The 19,223-nt window shown below is 40.7% G+C and carries 20 protein-coding genes; 18 read left to right on the plus strand and 2 right to left on the minus strand.

Translation table 11 applies throughout. From position 1 onward, the window contains the following. Positions 1-206 precede the first annotated feature (206 nt). The 18 genes from RCG24_RS02960 (at position 207) to RCG24_RS03045 (ending at position 15,701) form a co-directional block, all read left to right on the plus strand. A complete protein-coding gene (locus RCG24_RS02960; protein ID WP_202655447.1) occupies positions 207-524 on the plus strand; it encodes a nucleotide pyrophosphohydrolase in 318 nt (105 codons plus the stop codon). A gap of 14 nt (positions 525-538) precedes the next feature. Then, positions 539-1,342 (plus strand): 4-hydroxy-tetrahydrodipicolinate reductase, encoded by an 804-nt coding sequence (gene dapB / locus RCG24_RS02965; RefSeq protein ID WP_308078290.1) that lies wholly within the window; start codon positions 539-541, stop codon positions 1,340-1,342. Between the two features lie 11 nt (positions 1,343-1,353). After that, entirely contained in the window at positions 1,354-1,773 is a 420-nt protein-coding gene (mgsA, locus tag RCG24_RS02970; protein ID WP_202655409.1) for a methylglyoxal synthase, read from the plus strand. Next, entirely contained in the window at positions 1,763-2,473 is a 711-nt protein-coding gene (bshB1, locus tag RCG24_RS02975) for a bacillithiol biosynthesis deacetylase BshB1 (RefSeq protein WP_308078291.1), read from the plus strand. Before mgsA ends, bshB1 begins: the two co-directional genes overlap by 11 nt. Positions 2,474-2,476: 3 nt before the next feature. Further along, the gene (bshA, locus tag RCG24_RS02980; protein ID WP_202655411.1) at positions 2,477-3,604 is read left to right on the plus strand and encodes an N-acetyl-alpha-D-glucosaminyl L-malate synthase BshA; all 1,128 of its coding nucleotides are present in this window, start codon (positions 2,477-2,479) and stop codon (positions 3,602-3,604) included. A 9-nt stretch (positions 3,605-3,613) separates the two neighbouring features. Further along, positions 3,614-4,816 carry a CCA tRNA nucleotidyltransferase gene (locus RCG24_RS02985; protein ID WP_202655412.1) on the plus strand — a complete coding sequence of 401 codons (1,203 nt, stop codon included), beginning with the start codon at positions 3,614-3,616 and terminating at the stop codon, positions 4,814-4,816. After that, positions 4,801-5,778, plus strand: a complete 978-nt coding sequence (locus tag RCG24_RS02990; RefSeq protein ID WP_202655413.1) for a biotin--[acetyl-CoA-carboxylase] ligase — start codon at positions 4,801-4,803, stop codon at positions 5,776-5,778. The genes RCG24_RS02985 and RCG24_RS02990 overlap by 16 nt, the downstream gene beginning before the upstream one ends. A gap of 376 nt (positions 5,779-6,154) precedes the next feature. Beyond that, the gene (gene panB / locus RCG24_RS02995) at positions 6,155-6,991 is read left to right on the plus strand and encodes a 3-methyl-2-oxobutanoate hydroxymethyltransferase (protein ID WP_308078292.1); all 837 of its coding nucleotides are present in this window, start codon (positions 6,155-6,157) and stop codon (positions 6,989-6,991) included. Continuing rightward, positions 6,988-7,836 (plus strand): pantoate--beta-alanine ligase, encoded by an 849-nt coding sequence (panC, locus tag RCG24_RS03000; protein ID WP_202655415.1) that lies wholly within the window; start codon positions 6,988-6,990, stop codon positions 7,834-7,836. Before panB ends, panC begins: the two co-directional genes overlap by 4 nt. 19 nt (positions 7,837-7,855) lie before the next feature. Further along, positions 7,856-8,239, plus strand: a complete 384-nt coding sequence (panD, locus tag RCG24_RS03005; protein ID WP_202655416.1) for an aspartate 1-decarboxylase — start codon at positions 7,856-7,858, stop codon at positions 8,237-8,239. 120 nt (positions 8,240-8,359) lie between these two features. Beyond that, a complete protein-coding gene (locus tag RCG24_RS03010) occupies positions 8,360-9,763 on the plus strand; it encodes an exonuclease domain-containing protein (protein WP_308078293.1) in 1,404 nt (467 codons plus the stop codon). Then, positions 9,726-11,165: a helicase C-terminal domain-containing protein gene (locus RCG24_RS03015; RefSeq protein ID WP_308078294.1), complete on the plus strand. Its 1,440-nt coding sequence runs from the start codon at positions 9,726-9,728 to the stop codon at positions 11,163-11,165. The genes RCG24_RS03010 and RCG24_RS03015 overlap by 38 nt, the downstream gene beginning before the upstream one ends. Before the next feature lie 48 nt (positions 11,166-11,213). After that, positions 11,214-12,059: a ComEC/Rec2 family competence protein gene (locus RCG24_RS03020; RefSeq protein WP_202655418.1), complete on the plus strand. Its 846-nt coding sequence runs from the start codon at positions 11,214-11,216 to the stop codon at positions 12,057-12,059. A 108-nt stretch (positions 12,060-12,167) separates the two neighbouring features. Further along, complete coding sequence (locus tag RCG24_RS03025) at positions 12,168-12,638, plus strand: cell wall elongation regulator TseB-like domain-containing protein (RefSeq protein ID WP_202655419.1); 471 nt, start codon at positions 12,168-12,170, stop codon at positions 12,636-12,638. A 27-nt stretch (positions 12,639-12,665) separates the two neighbouring features. Then, positions 12,666-13,862, plus strand: coding sequence for a pyridoxal phosphate-dependent aminotransferase (locus RCG24_RS03030; RefSeq protein WP_374049118.1), 1,197 nt, complete (start codon positions 12,666-12,668; stop codon positions 13,860-13,862). A 111-nt stretch (positions 13,863-13,973) separates the two neighbouring features. After that, entirely contained in the window at positions 13,974-14,675 is a 702-nt protein-coding gene (locus RCG24_RS03035) for a DnaD domain-containing protein (RefSeq protein ID WP_202655420.1), read from the plus strand. A gap of 14 nt (positions 14,676-14,689) precedes the next feature. After that, on the plus strand, positions 14,690-15,361 hold the full coding sequence (gene nth / locus RCG24_RS03040; protein ID WP_308078295.1) for an endonuclease III: 672 nt from the start codon (positions 14,690-14,692) through the stop codon (positions 15,359-15,361). Next, a complete protein-coding gene (locus RCG24_RS03045; RefSeq protein ID WP_202655422.1) occupies positions 15,345-15,701 on the plus strand; it encodes a YpoC family protein in 357 nt (118 codons plus the stop codon). Before nth ends, RCG24_RS03045 begins: the two co-directional genes overlap by 17 nt. A gap of 23 nt (positions 15,702-15,724) precedes the next feature. Here RCG24_RS03045 and RCG24_RS03050 read toward each other — a convergent pair whose 3' ends face one another. Both RCG24_RS03050 and recU read right to left on the minus strand, forming a co-directional pair. Further along, positions 15,725-18,337 carry a transglycosylase domain-containing protein gene (locus RCG24_RS03050; protein WP_308078296.1) on the minus strand — a complete coding sequence of 871 codons (2,613 nt, stop codon included), beginning with the start codon at positions 18,335-18,337 and terminating at the stop codon, positions 15,725-15,727. Positions 18,338-18,375: 38 nt separating this feature from the next. Then, on the minus strand, positions 18,376-18,987 hold the full coding sequence (recU, locus tag RCG24_RS03055; protein ID WP_202655424.1) for a Holliday junction resolvase RecU: 612 nt from the start codon (positions 18,985-18,987) through the stop codon (positions 18,376-18,378). Positions 18,988-19,223: the final 236 nt, after the last annotated feature.

Raw genomic sequence — 19,223 nt, forward strand, 5'->3', positions numbered from 1 at the left:
CCAAATTTTAAAAATTCTAGAATAAATCAAAGATAACGAATATAGTTTACCAAAATAATCTGCTGTGGAAAATGTCGTAATAGGTAAAATCATTTGTAAAACAGACTTAATTTAGCTAACATAAAAAATAGAAAATAAGCACCGCTGAATGTAGTAGTTAAGAATGGATAAAAGAGGGGTGAGATTAATTGGCAGCCGCAAAAACAATGAAAGACTTACAGAAAGAAGTTGATACATACATTAGTCAATTTAAAGAGGGATATTTTAGCCCACTTGCCATGCTTGCCAGATTGACCGAAGAACTTGGAGAACTCGCCAGAGAAGTCAACCATTATTATGGTGAAAAGCCAAAAAAGTCCAGTGAAACGGAAAAAGCGATGGAGGAAGAGCTTGGAGATTTATTATTTGTACTTATTTGTTTTGCTAATTCATTACATATTGATTTGGAAACCGCCCACGATTATGTCATGAATAAATTTAATACAAGGGATAAAAACCGCTGGACAAGAATTGAGCAAGAATGATTGGAGTGAAGAAGATGAATCCAATAAAAATAATTATTGCCGGACCTCGTGGTCGAATGGGGCGCGAGGCAGTAAACCTGGTAACAAATACAGAGCATTTTGAACTCACAGCTGTTTTAGATCATAAATTTGATGGGATGATGTTAAGTGATTTGGAAGGATTTCAATCCATTGCCAATGTCCCCATCTATACAGATATTGACATCTGCCTGCAAAAGATTGAGGCAGATGTCCTAATTGATTTAACGACACCTGAAGCCGGGCCGCACCATGTTAGAACAGCATTAAACTATAATGTTCGTCCGGTAGTTGGGACAACAGGGTTTTCAAAAGAAGAATTACAAGAGTTTGAAGAGCTTTGTAAACAAAAGGAATTAGGCTGTATCATTGCTCCCAACTTTGCCATTGGCGCTGTCCTTATGATGAAATTTTCCCAACTGGCAGCAAAATATTTCCAGGATGTAGAAATTGTTGAAATGCACCATGACAAAAAGCTTGATGCTCCTTCAGGAACCGCAGTTAAAACGGCTGAAATGATTGCTGCTGTTAGAGAGGCAAAAAAACAGGGGCATCCCAATGAAAAGGAAACCATCCAAGGTGCGCGCGGAGCGGAATACGATGGAATGCATATTCATTCGGTAAGGCTGCCGGGACTAATTGCCCATCAACAAGTCATGTTTGGTTCAGATGGGCAATCACTAACGATTCGCCATAACTCCTTTAACCGTGCATCCTTTATGTCCGGCGTTAAAGTTGCGGTGGAAACCGTCATGAAGCATAATGGCTTTGTTTATGGATTAGAAAATATTTTAGATTAGGAGCTATACTCATGAATATTGCTTTAATCGCCCATGACCGTAAAAAGAATGATTTAGTTCAGTTCGTTACCGCATACCAGCAAATTTTTGCCAAGCATAACCTATTTGCAACGGGAACCACAGGCTTAAGAATTAGTGAGGCTACCGGTTTATCAATTACCCGTTACCAATCCGGCCCGCTTGGCGGCGATCAGGAAATCGGTGCGATGATTGCCAAGAATCAAATGGATGCCGTTTTCTTTTTTCGTGATCCGTTAACGGCCCAACCGCATGAACCGGACGTCTCAGCACTCATTCGTCTTTGCGATGTTTATTCGGTACCGCTGGCTACAAATATGGGCAGTGCTGAGCTGTTAATCAGAGGCATGGATAAGGGCCTGATGGATTGGAGAAAAATCGCCAGAGAGAATGGTGAGGCAGATGGAAGATAGCTCATTACATATTTTAGCGTTTGGGGCCCATCCAAATGATGTGGAAATTGGTATGGGCGGAACGATAGCCAAATTAACAAACGAAGGAAAGCGGGCCGGGATTTGTGATTTAACTGATGCTGATCTTTCCTCAAATGGAAATGTACGCTTAAGGAAAGAAGAGGCTGCAAAAGCCGCCGAGATATTGGGGCTTTGTTTCCGAACATCACTAGGTTTTCCTGATCGCGGTCTATTATTAAAAGAAGCTTATATAAATGAAATCGCCAAAATGATTCGAATACACAAGCCTAAAATTGTGTTTGCACCCTATTACCAAGACCGGCACCCTGACCATGGGAATTGTACTCGCCTGGTTGAGGAGGCCGTATTTTCAGCCGGTATCAAAAAATATCAGACAGAAGGGTGTAATGAGCCCCACAAGGTTGAGAGAGTCTATTTTTATATGATTAATGGCTTTCACCAGCCTGATTTTACCGTAGATATTTCCGCATTTATCGATACAAAGCTTGCAGCGCTTAGGGCTTATCAAAGTCAGTTTGAAATGACAAAAGAGAGTTTTAATACCCCGCTTGTCAATGGATACATTGAAACGGTAGAGGCAAGGGAAAGAATGTTTGGACAATTAGTGAATGTAACTTATGCTGAAGGCTTCAAAACGAAAGTACCCCTTCTTTTGAAGCGTGATTTGTTAGGAGAATAAAGAATGAGGAAATTAAAGATTGGCATTACCTGTTACCCCACCGTTGGGGGTTCAGGTGTTGTCGCAACAGAATTAGGAAAAATGCTTGCTGAAAAAGGCCATGAAATTCACTTTATTTCATCAAGCATCCCCTTCCGTCTCAACAAGATTTATCATAATATTTATTACCATCAGGTTGAAGTAAATCAATACTCTGTTTTTCAGTACCCGCCTTATGATATTGCCTTAGCAAGCAAAATGGCGGAGGTAATTAATCGGGAAAAATTGGATGTGCTTCATGTGCATTATGCCATGCCTCATGCAGTATGTGCAATCCTGGCCAAACAAATGGCGGGCCGAGATGTTAAAATCGTAACCACGTTGCACGGCACCGATATCTCGGTGTTAGGCCATGACCCTTCATTAACCGATGCCATTAAATTCGGAATTGAGAAATCAGATGCTGTAACTGCCGTCTCCAATGCCTTAGTCAATCAGACATATGAGCTCATTAATCCCGATAAACAAATTGAAACAGTCTATAATTTTATTGATGATCGTGTTTATCGGAAAACCGACGCTCAGCATTTAAAGTCGGAATTTGGCATAAAAGAGAATGAGAAAGTGATCATTCATGTTTCCAATTTTCGCGCAGTAAAACGTGTCCAGGATGTTGTCAAAACATTTGCGAAAATCTCCAGCATTATGCCGGCGAAATTACTGCTTGTTGGTGATGGACCGGAGATGACGGTTATTTGCAAGCTGGTCAGACAACTTGCTTTGGAAGACCAAGTAATTTTTCTCGGTAAACAAGAAAACCTTGAGGAGTTGTACTCGATTAGTGATTTAATGTTACTATTATCACAAAAAGAAAGCTTTGGTCTTGTCCTTTTAGAGGCGATGGCCTGTGGCGTTCCATGTATTGGAACGAATATCGGCGGCATCCCGGAGGTAATTCAAGATGGCGAGACGGGATTTATATGCGAACTTGGAAATATTTCGGATATTGCAAATAAAGCGATTTCCTTATTAGAAGATTCACAACTCCATCAACAATTTTCCCATCAATCGATCAAATTGGCAGAGACAAAGTTTAAGTCGGAAGCAATTGTACAACAATACGAGGAATTATATTTTCGATTACTAAATTAGGTGAAAAATATGAAAGAACCCTTTTTATCAGCGATACCTGTATTAAAGCGGCTAGAGGATGCGGGCTACGAGGCTTTTTTTGTCGGCGGCTCCGTCCGAGATTATTTACTTCACAAACAAATTAGTGACGTCGATATTGCCACTTCGGCAACACCCGACGAGGTAAAAACAATTTTCTCAAAGACGGTTGACATTGGGATTGAGCATGGGACCGTTCTGGTTTTATATGGTCAGAAATCCTATGAGGTAACCACCTTTAGATCAGAAGGAGAATATCAGGATTTTCGCAGACCAAAACAGGTTTCCTTTATCCGCAGTTTAACTGAAGATCTTAAGCGCAGGGATTTTACGATAAACGCAATGGCAATGGATCGAACGGGAAAATTAATTGATCCGTACCAAGGACAATTGGCGATAAAAGAAAAACGAATCCAAACAGTTGGCCAAGCCAGAGACCGCTTCAGCGAGGATGCCCTAAGAATGATGAGAGCGGTCCGTTTTGTCAGTCAGCTCTCTTTTCATATCGCTGAAAATACAATGGCGGCATTAAAAGAACTTGCCCCCTTGTTGGAAAAAATTGCTGTCGAGCGAAAAAAAACCGAGTTTGAAAAAATGTTAGTTGGTGAAAATTGGAAAGAGGCAATTGCGATTATGCTGGAAACCAATCTCTTTGCTTTTTTACCGGGGTTACAAAACCGTAAACAGCAGCTTGCCACAATGATGAACTATGATTGCGCCGGCTTTAAGAAAACTGAAATGTGGTCTTTGCTTGTTTACTGTTTACAGTTAAGTGAACATGTAACTGAACCCTTTTTAAGGGATTGGCGGCTTTCTATTAAAGAAATAAACGATATAAAGCGAATTTTAGGTTATTTGAAAAAGAGACTGCAACAGGAATGGTCGGTTTTTGATTTGTATAAGGCCGGAAGTGCTGCCGTGATAGAATCTGTTGAAAAGTTGTATCTCGCCATCAGCGGGCAAAACGAAAAAAATACGATTCCCCCATTGCTTGATTACTATCAGAGCCTTCCGATAAAAGACAGCAAGGATCTCGCAGTAACAGGAAATGACTTAATGGAATGGTTTCAAGCTAGCGGGGGCCCTTGGATAAAAGAACAGCTGGTATCAATTGAAAAGGCGATTCTAGCCGGGAAAGTTGTAAATGAAAAACGAAAGATTAAGGAGTGGCTGATGGCATGCAGTCAGAATTAAGAAAACAACTGCTTGATGCCTTCACGAATGCCGGTGAGTCTTATTTATCGGGACAACGTTTAGCCGAGCTTGTCGGCTGTTCCAGGACGGCAGTATGGAAGCATATTGAGGAATTAAGAAAAGAAGGCTTTGAATTAGAGGCAGTTAGAAAAAAGGGTTATCGGATCGTCAAAACACCGGAAAAGTTAACGGCTGATGAAATAATGCTCGGACTAACGACTTGTTTTATTGGAAAAAATATCCATTATGAAGAAAGCGTAGAATCAACACAAAAGATTGCTCATCAACTGGCAGCAAAAAACGTTCCCGAGGGGACGGTTGTCATTGCTGACGAACAAAGGTCCGGTAGAGGAAGAATGAATCGAAACTGGCATTCGCCAAAATATACCGGGATTTGGATGAGTCTTATTCTTAGGCCGAATATCCCCCTTTCAAAGGCACCGCAATTAACCCTTTTAACAGCAGTTGCCATCGTCCAGGCAATTGAAGAAATAACCGGGATTACGGCGGAAATCAAATGGCCCAACGATGTTTTGATTCAGGGAAGGAAAATCACCGGGATCTTAACCGAATTACAAGCGGAAGCCGATCGGATTCATTCAATCATCATCGGGATTGGCATTAATGTTAATCAGAAGAAAGAGGACTTTCCAAGAGAACTTCAAGAAAAGGCCAGCTCTCTTTTGATTGAAAAAGGGACTCCAGTTTCCCGGGCAGAAATGATCAGAAGTATTTTTAAGCACTTTGAAAAATTATACCTGCTCTATTTAGATAAAGGGTTTTTCCCAATTAAATTATTATGGGAAAGCTATGCAATCAGTATTGGAAAAATTCTTAAAGCGAGAACTTTAACAGAAGTGATCGAAGGAAAGGCTTTGGGAATTACCGAAGAGGGTGTATTAAAAATAGAAGATGCGTCCGGGACGATTCATCATGTTTACTCGGCTGATATTGAACTTTAATCATGCACATTATTCTTGCATGCTACTTGTATTTTTTGTACAATTTTCTTGGGCAGTATCTTTTTGAGAACTGCACCTGCTTTGCTCATACAAAACTAATTTAAAGGTTCTGCCTAGATCCGTTAATCGGACCGGGACAGAGGGATGGAACAAATAAAAGAGTACAGGATCCTTCTGCCTTCAGAAGGATTTTTTTGTCTAGCTCCAGCGCCTATCCCCTCGAGGTCAAATAACCTTCGACCTAAAAAGTCGAAAAGCAGACTTTTAAGGTCGAAGAACATTTGCTTGTCGGGGATGACCGAGGCGCTTGCGCTTTTCTAATTGTCGTCTCTTCTAGTCGTTTTATCACCTCTCCCAATAGAACAGGAGGGAAAAGATGAAGCAAACAACAGATTTTCTGAAAATGAAGGAAATGGATGAAAGGATTGTCATGGTGACGGCCTACGATTTTCCGTCTGCCAAGCAAGCAGAGCAGGCAGGAGTGGACGTCATTCTCGTTGGCGATTCTCTAGGGATGGTGGTTTTAGGCTACAATTCTACCGTGTCCGTAACACTTGAGGACATGATTCATCATGCCAAGGCGGTAAAACGGGGGGCAAAGGACACGTTTATTGTCGTCGATATGCCGTTTCTCAGTTATCATTTATCAATTAGAGATACGTTGATCAACGCTGGAAGAATCATTCAAGAAACAGGAGCACATGCCGTTAAGTTGGAAGGGGCAAATGAGGTCATTGAAAAAATTGCTGCTTTAACAAAGGCAGGAATCCCTGTATGTTCTCATTTAGGGTTAACACCGCAATCTGTTGGTGTTTTGGGCGGCTATAAAGTTCAAGGAAAAGACGTACAGGCAGCAAAAAAATTAATCGAAGATGCAAAAAAATGTGAAGCTGCCGGAGCGTTTGCCCTTGTGTTGGAATGTGTGCCAAAACAACTTGCCGCTGAGGTGGCAAAATCTCTTTCCATTCCCGTGATAGGTATTGGTGCAGGAATGAATGTCGATGGGCAAGTCCTTGTATATCATGATATTTTAGGCTACGGAGTGGAACGGGTGCCGAAGTTTGTAAAACAATATCACTCCGTCCATCCAATTATGGTTGAGTCAATTGAAGCCTATGCTCGTGATGTGAGAAATAAGCAATTTCCTGAAGATAAACATTCTTTTACGATGAAGGAACAGGAATTAAAGGCCCTTTACGGAGGTTTGGAATGAAAGTCATCACAACGATCAAAGAAATGCAGGCAGAAATGGGCTTACAAAGGCAAACCGGCAAAACGGTAGGGTTTGTACCGACAATGGGGTACCTCCACGAAGGACACTTGTCATTAATAAAGCATGCCCGTAAGGAAAATGATCTCGTCGTATTAAGCATTTTTGTCAATCCCATTCAATTTGGTCCAAACGAGGATTATGCCACATATCCACGTGATTTTGAGCGGGATCGTGCCTTGGCTGAAGGTGAAAATGTTGATTATCTGTTTTATCCGTCAGTTGAGGAAATGTACCCTCATAACCTATCGGTTAAAGCAGTTGTATTGGAACGGACCTCGGTTTTATGCGGCAGATCCCGTCCCGGGCATTTTGATGGTGTTGCAACCGTAATAACCAAGTTATTTCATATTGTGATGCCGACAAGGGCCTATTTTGGCAAAAAGGATGCCCAGCAGGTAGCGGTTATTGAGGGGCTAATTGCTGATTTTAATTTTCCCGTTGAACTGGTTGCTGTAGATATTGTCCGTGAAGAGGATGGGCTTGCCAAAAGCTCACGAAATGTTCGCCTCCTCCCTGAGGAAAGACAGCAGGCACCACTGCTTTACAAAAGTTTAACGACAGCAAAATCACTGATAGAACAGGGAGAAAAAGATCCGGCAACGATCGTGAATGCTGTCAAGGAAATGATTATCAGCCGAACAAACGGGACCATAGATTACGTTGAAATTTATTCCTATCCTGAGCTTGAACCGTTGGAAACATTGACAGGACGATTCATCCTTGCATTGGCGGTCAAATTTTCCCACGTTCGGTTAATAGATAATCTCATTATGGAAATCGATTGAATATAGGAGGACCAAACCAATGTTTCGCACCATGATGAATGGGAAAATCCATCGCGCTACTGTTACCGAAGCCAATTTAAACTATGTGGGCAGTATTACAATTGATCAAGATATACTGGATGCTGTTGGCATGCTGGCGAATGAAAAAGTACAAATTGTCAACAATAACAATGGTGCCCGGCTTGAAACATACATCATTCCCGGGGAAAGAGGAAGCGGGATTATTTGTTTAAATGGAGCTGCAGCCCGCCTTGTGCAGCCTGGTGACATAATCATTATTATCTCGTATGTAATCTTGCCTGAGGAAAAAGCTGCGGCTCATCAACCAAAAGTGGCAATTATGGATGAACATAACCGCATTAAGGAACTATTAACTGGCGAACCAGCCCTTACGATCATGTAATATCCCGATGTTTCGGGGTATTTTTTTTAAGACGTTGAAACTTTGGTTAAACAGAGTGTGTTTTCTTTTTAGTCTTTTTATGATACCGTTTAAGGAACGAAGTCTTGGGGTGTAAATGAAATGTTTAATAAATTTGTCGTAATTGATTTGGAAACAACTGGGAATATTCCTAAAAAAGGTGATAAAATTATTCAATTTGCTGCCGTAGTAATCGAAAATGGAATGATTACGGAACAATACTCGTCATTGATTAATCCCCAAAAAGCGATCCCGGTTTTCATTGAAGAACTAACTGGAATTAATGACGAAATGGTCATAAATGCTCCCATTTTTTCGGAAATTGCTCCGAAAGTCATCTCCTTATTAGATGGTGCTTATTTTGTTGCTCATAATGTTTTATTTGATCTTTCCTTTCTTCAAGAGGAATTAATTAATGCTAATTATGAAGGCTTTTATGGACCTGTATTGGATACGGTAGAATTGGCTCGAATATTGTATCCAACAGCAGACGGATATAAGCTGTCAGACTTGGCTGAACAAGAGAACCTAAGGCATGATCGCCCGCATCAGGCCGATAGTGATGCGGAAGTAACGGCCGAACTTCTACTGATTTTTCTAAACCGGTTGATGACTCTGCCTCGCCACACACTTAAGCAGCTTGTTCCGCTGGCTGGGGGGTTAAAAAGTGATTTGCAGCAGCTGCTCGATGAAATGTTGGATCCTCTTGAAGGCACGGAGATAACTTTATCGCAACATATAGAGATTTTTAAAGGAATCGCCCTAAAAAAGACATCGCCACAACCAGATTTTCCAGTTGCCTCCAGGAATACATCATATCCCGAAAATGACGAGGATAAGATAAACATCCTTCACAAAGGTTTCAAATCGTTTGAGAAGCGAATTGGTCAATTTCAAATGATGGACGCCGTTTACAATGCCTTTTTAACTGATCGGCATTTATTGATTGAGGCCGGCACTGGAGTAGGAAAATCCCTTGGATATCTTTTACCCGCTGCTTATTTTTCGCAGCAGTGTAAGCGACCAATTGTTATCAGTACTTTCACCATTCCATTGCAAGAGCAGCTGTTAAGAAAGGAAATCCCTTTCCTTAACAAGCTTTTACCTTTTAACATTCAGGCTGCCTTGCTCAAAGGCAGAAGCCATTATCTAAACTTGGAGAAATTCCACCAAACATTATTGGATGAAAATGATAACTATGATACAACCTTGACAAAAATGCAAATTCTCGTCTGGTTGACAGAGACAGAGACAGGGGATAAGGATGAATTAAATTTATCAAGCGGAGGGCAACTATTTTGGGACAAAGTAAGGAATGGACAGGCAGTCTATGAAACAAATTCAGATTGGCTAGAAAAAGATTTCTTCTTAAAGGCTAAAAGAGATGCTGCAACGGCCGATCTCATTATTACAAACCATTCCTTGTTGTTAAGTGATATGACCGGAAAAGGACCCAGTTTGCCGCGATATGACTATGCTATTATTGACGAAGGACATCAGTCTTGAAAAATCAGCAACACAATTTTTGGGAGCATCGTTAGATTATTTAAGTATTCGATTATTCATTGGGAAATTCGGAACCTACGACCAATCACAGCTTTTTTATCAGATGGAAGAGATTGTAAACCAGCTGGCTGCTGATAAGGAAATAGCTGTTGTTCCCCCCTTTGAACTTAATCAACTGGTGTTGGATTTAATGTATGAAATCGATGAATTCTTTAAGCTGCTTGTTTTATATGCCAATACGAGACTTGCCGCTGGACAGCGTTTGTATCGTGCCAAAGTCCCTTATTTCCGCTTCAACAATGAAAAGGAAGGAAAGGCAGTATCTCATAGTGCTGAAAGAATTGCCTTTTTACTAAAGGATCTCGAGCAGGCGATTAAGGAGCGGCTTGAATGGATTATATCTGAGGGTATGGTCCTAACCAGTACGCAATTAAATAAACTTGAAGAAATCCAGTTATTTTTAACAGAATTGGCGGATCTTAGAGAAACAGTTGTGGCTTGTTTTTTAAGCGAATCCAATCATGTCAAGTGGATTGAAATCGACAGTCGTTCGCCGCAAAATATTACTACTTTTATCGCTCAGCCGGCAACAGTCGCTGATAAGTTAAAGGAGAACTTGTTCAACGCTAAGAAAGCGGTTATTGTTACCTCTGCTTCCTTAACCGTTAATCACTCGTTTCAATACATACTAAAAGGACTTGGCTTGGACCCTGTTTTAACTGAAACAGTTTTGATTCCGTCTCCATTTGATTATAAGAAACAAGTGCAACTATTAATTCCGGAAGATTTGCCGGAAATCAACACAGTCACGTTGGATGAGTTTGTCATCTCTTTAGCGGAACAGATTATTTCGATTGCTGAAGCAGCCAGAGGAAGAATGTTAATTCTTTTTACCTCCTATGACATGCTTAAAAAGACATATGAATTAATCAAAGAGAGCGGCTTTTTAGACGACTATGTTCTAATGGCCCAAGGGATCTCAAGTGGCAGCCCGGCTAGATTGACGAGGAATTTTAAACGTTATGATAAGGCGATACTGCTTGGAACGAACAGCTTTTGGGAGGGAATTGATATACCCGGGGAGGACTTATCCTGCCTATGTATTGTCAGGCTTCCATTTAGTTCACCGGAAGAGCCGTTAACCGAGGCGAAGAGCAAATTAATATTGGAACGGGGCGGCAATCCGTTTATAGAGTATGCTCTTCCAGAAGCAGTGCTCCGTTTTAAACAAGGATTTGGCCGCTTAATTCGCACAGAAAACGATAAAGGGATTATTGTCGTGTTTGATAAAAGAATCATTACGACAAAGTATGGCAACAGTTTTTTTGAATCGATTCCACCTGTATCGGTACGAAAAGGATCTGTGAATGAGTTAGTACAGATTATCCATACGTGGATCTGATAAAAAATGGAAAAATGCACATCCTATTATGGTATAGGAGGTGCCCTGATGAAATTCCTGTTCATCGTTTTAAGCGTCTTTCTTTCATTCTCATCGAATGTAACGGCAGCTTCACCCGTTTCAAATCAAATAGAAAAGATAAACGTAAATGTCAGGGACCATGAAATGGCTGTTTCCTTTTTAGGATTATCTGAGGGGGAAGCAACTCTTATCCAAGGCCCTAACGATAACAATATATTGGTAAATACCGGCGGCAATGGGACAAGGTCTGAATTGGAAGATTGGTTAAACCGCTATAATGTCGATAAGCTGAATACCTTAATTCTGACGAACGATTTTACCAAGGTTTCTTACAAGCTGATCAATGAACTGATTTCCGAATATAAAATTGAAGAAATTATTGCAACAACGAAACTGGCAGACCAATTGGCAAAAAACTTAACGACAAAAATGACCATCACCAATTGGCAGGAAGGAAGCAAAACCAAGGTTCTTCCTGAGGCAACTGCTACTGTTCAATATGCAGGGGTTAAACCGCAAGAAGGTTTAGATTTTATGCTGGAGTTTTTTAACCACCGCATCTTCCTCATGACCTCCTGCAGCGAACGGGCGGAGCAAGTACTATTGAAGAAAAATGTGAAGGATGTTCATGTTTTTAAGCTGCCCAAGTATACCAAAGAAAGTCCGATTTCTGAGACGTTAATCCATTATCTGAATCCCCAAATATCGGTGCTGTTTGCTGCTGCAGAATACGGTCCCAATCCTGACGTGCTATATGATTTAAATGATACGTGGTCAGAGATTTACTATACAAAGCGGCACGGCACGATTACGATCAAGTTTACGGAAACGAAATTTGAGGTTATTACAATCCCGGTTACCGCTGAGGAATAACTCCAGAATTTTTGAAAAAATTCTCCTAAAACAGGCTTGATTTAGCTTATTATTGTGGTAACCTATTATAATAATGAAGTAGATGACTATATAAAGAAGTGATGGAAAGTGAAAAAGTGGATCATTTCAATACCGATTGTTCTTGTCTTAATATTTGTTGCCGGTTTTTTTAAGGTGTATTATAGTTCAATGGAACCGGTTAAGGCAGCTGAAAGAAAATCCCTTAAGCTTGCAGGGGAAGAAATAAGCAAAGTAGATGACTTTCATATTTATAATGGTCAAGAACAGGTAAATGTGCTTGAAGGGAGAAACAAACAGGGTAAAAAAATAATTGTTTGGATTCCTGAAAAAAGTAAACAGGTCATTGTAAAGCAAGCGAAAGATGGCATTTCAAAAGAGGAAGCCATTCAAAAACTAATGCAAGAAAAGAATCCTAAAAAAATTATCTCAGTCCGCCTAGGAATGGAAAAAAATATTCCTTTATGGGAAATTTATTACCGTTCTCAAAATAACCTGATAAATTATTACTATATTGATTTTGAAACAGGGAAATGGCTGAAAAAAATTGAAAATTTATAGCAGCGATGGAGATTGGAGGAAAAAGAAATGGTGTTGGGATTAGCTAACAGGGTATTGTCACTTACACCGTCATCGACATTGGCAATCACCGCTAAAGCAAAAGAATTAAAAGAACAAGGGGAAGATGTGATTGGTTTAGGGGCTGGAGAACCTGACTTTAACACGCCACAGCACATTCTGGACGCAGCTGTTGAATCGATGAACGAGGGTTTTACCAAATATACCCCATCAGCGGGTCTACCTGCGCTCAAGCAGGCTATTATCAGGAAGTTGGAGACTGATCAAGGGATAGCCTATCAACCGAATGAAATCATTGTTGGTAATGGCGCCAAGCATGTGTTATATACTTTGTTTCAAGTACTGCTAAATGACGGAGATGAAGTCATTATTCCAACCCCATACTGGGTCAGTTACCCTGAACAAGTTAAATTGGCAGGTGGGGTGCCCGTCTTCATTGAGGGCAAAGAAGAAAATCAATTTAAAATTACAGCGGAACAATTGGAACAAGCAATAACAGACAAAACAAAGGCTGTTATTATTAATTCACCAAGCAATCCGACAGGGGTCATATATACAGAAGGAGAGCTTCGAGAATTAGGAAGAGTCTGCTTGAAAAAGGATATCCTTATTGTTTCCGATGAAATCTATGAAAAGCTTATTTATGGTGGTGCCAAGCATGTCTCGATTGCCCAACTTTCTCCGGAACTAAAAGGGCAAACGATTATTATTAACGGGGTTTCCAAGTCGCATTCGATGACAGGATGGAGAATTGGTTATGCTGCTGGCAACGAAACAATTATTAAAGCGATGACGAACCTGGCCAGCCATAGTACATCTAATCCGACAACTACGGCTCAATATGCTGCAATTGCGGCCTATAATGGCCCTCAGGAGCCGGTCGAGGAAATGCGCAAGGCATTTGAGCAACGATTGGAAATTATTTATAATAAATTAACGTCTATCCCAGGTTTTACCTGCGTAAAGCCGCAAGGAGCGTTTTATCTCTTCCCAAATGTCAAGTCAGCTGCAGAAATGGCTGGTTATCAAAATGTCGATGATTTTGCAGCCGCCTTGCTGGTTGAGGCAAAGGTAGCTGTCATTCCGGGTTCAGGTTTTGGGACACCAGACAATATCCGCCTGTCTTATGCAACATCACTTGACCTGTTAGAGAAAGCTATTGCCAGAATAAAGGAATTTGTGGAAGCAAAGAGTCATGCAAAATAATCTACAGCCTGCGGAATGCAGGCTGTTTGTTTTCCTTTTCCAAAGCTGGATGCCCTTCGGGTCTTACTGGGAGTAATCGTTCATGATATACTGATTAAGAGGTGTCCAAACATGAAATCAAATATTCTAGCATGGCTGGAGGAGGGGAATATTACCGTCCCTAGTCTATTATTTTCGGAATATCGAAAGCTTAATTTGAATGAAACGGAACTTGTTCTCCTATTGAATATTTTAACTTTTTTAGAAAGAGGAAATTATTTTCCGACACCGGAAGAGCTGTCAGCAAGAATGACCATTTCCACTGCGGATTGTCATGAAATGCTTAGACGATTAATGCAAAGGGGATTCCTTGAAATTATTGAGCAATACTCGAACGAGGGCATCCGCTTTGAAAAATACTCGATTAAACCTCTGTGGGAAAGACTTGTCGAGCAGTTTTTAGTGAACCACCAGAGTGGCCTGCAGGAAGCAACCAGGAAAACTGAAGAAATGGATCTATATACTTGTTTTGAGAAGGAATTTGGCCGGCCGCTTTCCCCATTTGAATGTGAATCACTAGCTATGTGGATGGATGATGATCATCATGACCCGATTATCATTAAAGCTGCATTGAGAGAGGCTGTGATGTCGGGAAAACTTAATTTCCGCTATATTGACAGAATCCTGTTTGAATGGAAGAAAAACGGGATTAAAACGATAGAGCAAGCGAAAAATCAGGGGCGGAAATTTCGCCAAAAACAGCTGCAAAAAAGTAATCCCAAGGAAGAAGCCCACAATCCTTCCGTTCCATTTTATAATTGGTTAGAGAATTAACGGGGGTGAACAAGTTGCTGAATAATAGCCAAATCCGATTTTGTTTAGACCAAATAGGCGAAATGTTTCCTAATGCACATTGTGAATTACATCATTCCAATCCTTTTGAATTGATTATCGCTGTTTCCTTGTCAGCACAATGTACCGATGCTTTAGTAAACAAGGTAACAAAAGAGCTATTTATAAAATATAAAACCCCGGAAGACTATTTAAACGTATCCTTAGAAGAATTACAAAACGATATCCGCTCGATTGGACTTTACCGCAATAAGGCGAAAAATATCCAGAGTCTGTGCCGGATGCTTCTGAATGAATATGGCGGCAAGCTTCCAATGGACAGGGATGAGCTGACCAAGCTTCCTGGGGTTGGACGGAAAACAGCCAATGTGGTTGTGTCGGTAGCCTTTAATATTCCGGCAATTGCCGTCGATACACATGTTGAACGGGTGAGCAAGCGGCTGGGAATTTGCCGCTGGAAGGACTCGGTTCTGGAAGTAGAGAAGACATTAATGAAAAAAATCCCTAAAGAGGAGTGGTCTGTTTCCCATCACCGCCTTATCTTTTTCGGCAGATATCATTGTAAAACACAAAATCCGAAGTGTGAAAGCTGCCCATTATTAGAATTATGCCGCGAGGGGAAAAAGAGAATGAAAGGAAAGACGGTTATCAATGGATCAGTTAAATAGTACTGTTACCGCGATCCTCGAAGAATGGAAGATAACCAAGCCAAAACTGGAGGAACTATTTCGAAAACGTGATCAAAAAAGTGCGAAGCAGTTCATGGAAAAAGGTATTTTTTTGTTCAAACAATTTTTATTTATAACTAATGACCTGCCTGTTTCTATCGAACAGACGATACCTTACCAGCAATTAACCTATAAACCGGTAAATCTTGAAGAAAGATTGGAATTTATTGGTTCTCGTCCTCATTTACATCATGCTTACCGCCAGTTAGCTGAACTAATGGTGGAACTGGAAAAAATGTATGTAAAAAAACAACTCCAAAAAAATCGTCCAGCTAAATAAGCTAGACGATTTTTTTGGCTAATCTAACCATTAGAATCGGAATTTTCAGGGGGTGCAGTTGGATCTTGACCGTCACTGTTCCCATTGTTATGCCCGTTATTGTTTTCGTTCACATTTCCGTTTCCGTTACCAGTCCCATTTCCGTTACCAGTCCCGTTTCCATTATCGTTGCCATTCTCATTTCCCGTTCCATTCCCGCTGCCATTCTCATTCTGATTTCCATTATTGTTTCCAGTTTCATTTCCATTGCCATTATTGTTTTCATTCCCTGGTTGATTATCTTTGGCCGTTTTTGGGACTGTGATGGAAATCGTTACTGGATCACTCTTTTTACTTCCACTGATGGCTACAACCGTTATTTTGTATATTTTTCCTGGCTCAGCGGGAAGAGTTATCTTATTGTCCTGAGCTGTATAGTGTTTCTTACCGTCTGAGACATCAAATGTAACGGATTCATTTGTATTTTTATAGGACCAGGTTACCGCAATGCTATTTGTTGTTTCATCATAACTTGCTGCCAAATTAGTAGGAGAATCTAATTTGTAATATTTTTGCGAGACTGTTCTTGGCGCATGCCCCTTCAGTGCATATTCGATATCAACCTGGCTGCTTGGTGTATATTCACTGGCAAGAACCGGCGGCATTGACCCCTTTTCAATTCTAACCTTTTGCACCGAACTTGGCATTGTAAAGTCAGGTGTATCAATATCCTTGGATACATAGGCCATTAAGTCTTTAAAAATCAACTGGGCAATTCTTTGGTTATCACCAACTGCCAATATTGGAGTACTTCGATCTTTATAACCGGTCCAAATGGAGGCAGTGTAATTTGTCGTATATCCAGTAAACCAGGCGTCAGGTACTGCACTCCTGCTAGGAATATGCCACTTGCTTATCTCCTCATCTGTATAGTTGGTAGTACCTGTCTTACCGGCAATTGGCAGACCGGGAACTTTCGCTCTCACGCCGGTACCTGGATATTCTAAGACACTTTTTAACATGTCAGTAATCATGAAAGCAGTGGAATCCTTCATTGCCACTTTGGGCTCAGGTGCCAAACTGATAACAGTACCATCACGCAGCTCGATTTTTGTAACTGCATGCGGTTTTGTATAAACCCCATTATTACCAAAAGCACTGTAGGCACCGGCCATTTCCAGCGGGGAAACTCCGACTGTTTTTCCGCCAAAACCGCCGATTGCATAGGATTCGTAAATTTCTTTCAAGGGGATGCCGATACCCTTTGCGAAGTTTTTCGCTTTAACCAGCCCAACCTTCTGTAAGGTTTGGACGGCGGGACTGTTACGGGAAAGCTGCAGTGCTGTTCTAATCGTCATCGCACCCTTATAGGATTGGTCCCAGTTTCCAAACTTCTTCCCTGTTGAATAGGTAATTGGTTTATCCTCAATCATTTGATAGGTTCCCCAATTTAAATATTCGATTGCTGGGGCATAATCAAGCACAGGCTTAATCGTCGACCCAGGCTGCCGCCTTGTATCAATGGCATAGTTAAAGCCGCGTTGCACCTTTTGGTTCCTGCCGCCACCAATGGCCCGAATTTCTCCTGTTTTTGTATCAAGGAGGACAATTCCAGCCTGAAACTGATCGTCAGGATAGGGAATATCCTTTGAATTAAGAAGATTGTACACATGCTCTTGGGCATTTTTGTCTAATGTCGTATGAATGGTTAAGCCATCCGTCATAATATCAAAATCAGTATTTTCTTTTACTTCATCAATAACCGCATCGACAAACGAATCAAACGGCTTATCGTTTATCTTCCGGTCCTTTGGCTTCAGGACGGTGTCTTTCACCGAGACTTTTTTGGCCTCATCCATTTGCTTCTTGGTAATGTACCCATGCTGATACATGAGACTTAGAACAATATTCCGCCTTTTTTCAGCTAAATCCGGGTGGGTAAACGGATTATAATTATTAGGGCTTTGCGGCATCCCGGCGATTTGGGCCGCTTCCGCCAAATTTAATTCATTTAATTCCTTCCCATAATATACTTTAGCTGCGGTGGCAATACCATAATTGTTACCACCAACCAATACTTTGTTTACATACATTTCAAAAATCTGGTGTTTTGTGTATTTTTGTTCCAGTTGAAAAGCGAGCCATGCTTCCTGCACTTTACGTGAAAGTGTCTTTTTATTTGTTAAAAAGGCATTTTTCACGACCTGTTGAGTAATCGTACTGCCGCCTTCCGCCCCAAAGCCACGCTGGAAATTAGCTAAAACGGCCCCTGCAAAACGGATTGGGTCGATTCCATGATGCTTATAAAAGCGATAGTCTTCGGTCGCCAAAATGGCATTTTCAACGACTGGGGGGATATCTTTATAATTGACGTATTCCCGATTAACGGCGCCAACTTCCGTTATTAAATCACCATTTTTATCTAAAACCTTCGAAGGGATCGGATCTTTTAATAATTTCGGATCAAGTGGCGGAGCATCTTTGACAAGATAAGCGAAAGTGCCAACTCCGGCGATAATACAAATAATACCAAATGCCACCAGGGACAGAAAAATCTTTTTCAAGAGATCCCGAGATTTTTTCTTTGGTTTTTGCTTAGCCTTTTGCTGCTGGAGCTTCTTTCGGCGTTCCTCTCTTGATTGATATTGTTCAGCCATTTTTGAAGTAACCTTCCTTTCTAACCTTTGGATTAGTATTAGCAAAGGTTAAGTGCATCTAATATTTTAATATAGTCGATTCGAGGTTGAAAACCAAGGGGGATGAAATAACCATTTTGCTCAATTTCACCTTTTGTGATCGATTTCCTACCTCCATTTTTCATTCTATCCCAAAATCCTAACAAATGCTTTGCCTCAAGGAAATACACTTCCTTCAATTTAGTAAACATTAGGATGACAAAACATATTCCTCCCTGTTCAATTACAGCTTGCATGTGTGAAATCTGATGCTGATGGAAATTTTTTAACGGAAAAGAAGTAAAATTTCTCGTTTCCTTCGCTTCAAAATCAATATATTTGCCCTTATATACTCCATTATAATCGGTAGTCGAGGCAAGTTTAAAATAAGCTTCTTTGATCACAGCAGCGCTTCGTTTCGGGTAATCGACCTGGACGATTTGAATCGGGGTCGGCTTCTTGTGAACGACAGCTATTTTTCTGTCTCGGTAATATTTATTGGTCTCATTTAAATCTTCTTCAAGTGTCATTCCCCGATTTCCATAGGATTCATTTTTGCCGGTATGAGTGATCCGGTTTTTTGGCAGCTCATTCTGGTTAAACTTTTTACCATTTGGATAATGAATCTCCATGTTATGCACCCCTTTATGCCATACTTTATCATACCAAATCTTTGGACAAATCGGATGAATAAATTGTCCAGTTCTACAGATGCTACTAACAATTGTACCTTCATTGTCAAGAAATAGCATGAATCTTATCAGTAAAACAGATACCGCGTTTCACAGATAATATAATATGGTTGGGAAATATATTTATCAACCCATTCCCTGCTCAGATAACTTATAAACTATTAAAAAGGGAAAGC

This window comes from Neobacillus sp. OS1-32 (genome assembly GCF_030915425.1).
Classification (GTDB): Bacteria; Bacillota; Bacilli; order Bacillales; family Cytobacillaceae; genus Neobacillus; species Neobacillus paridis.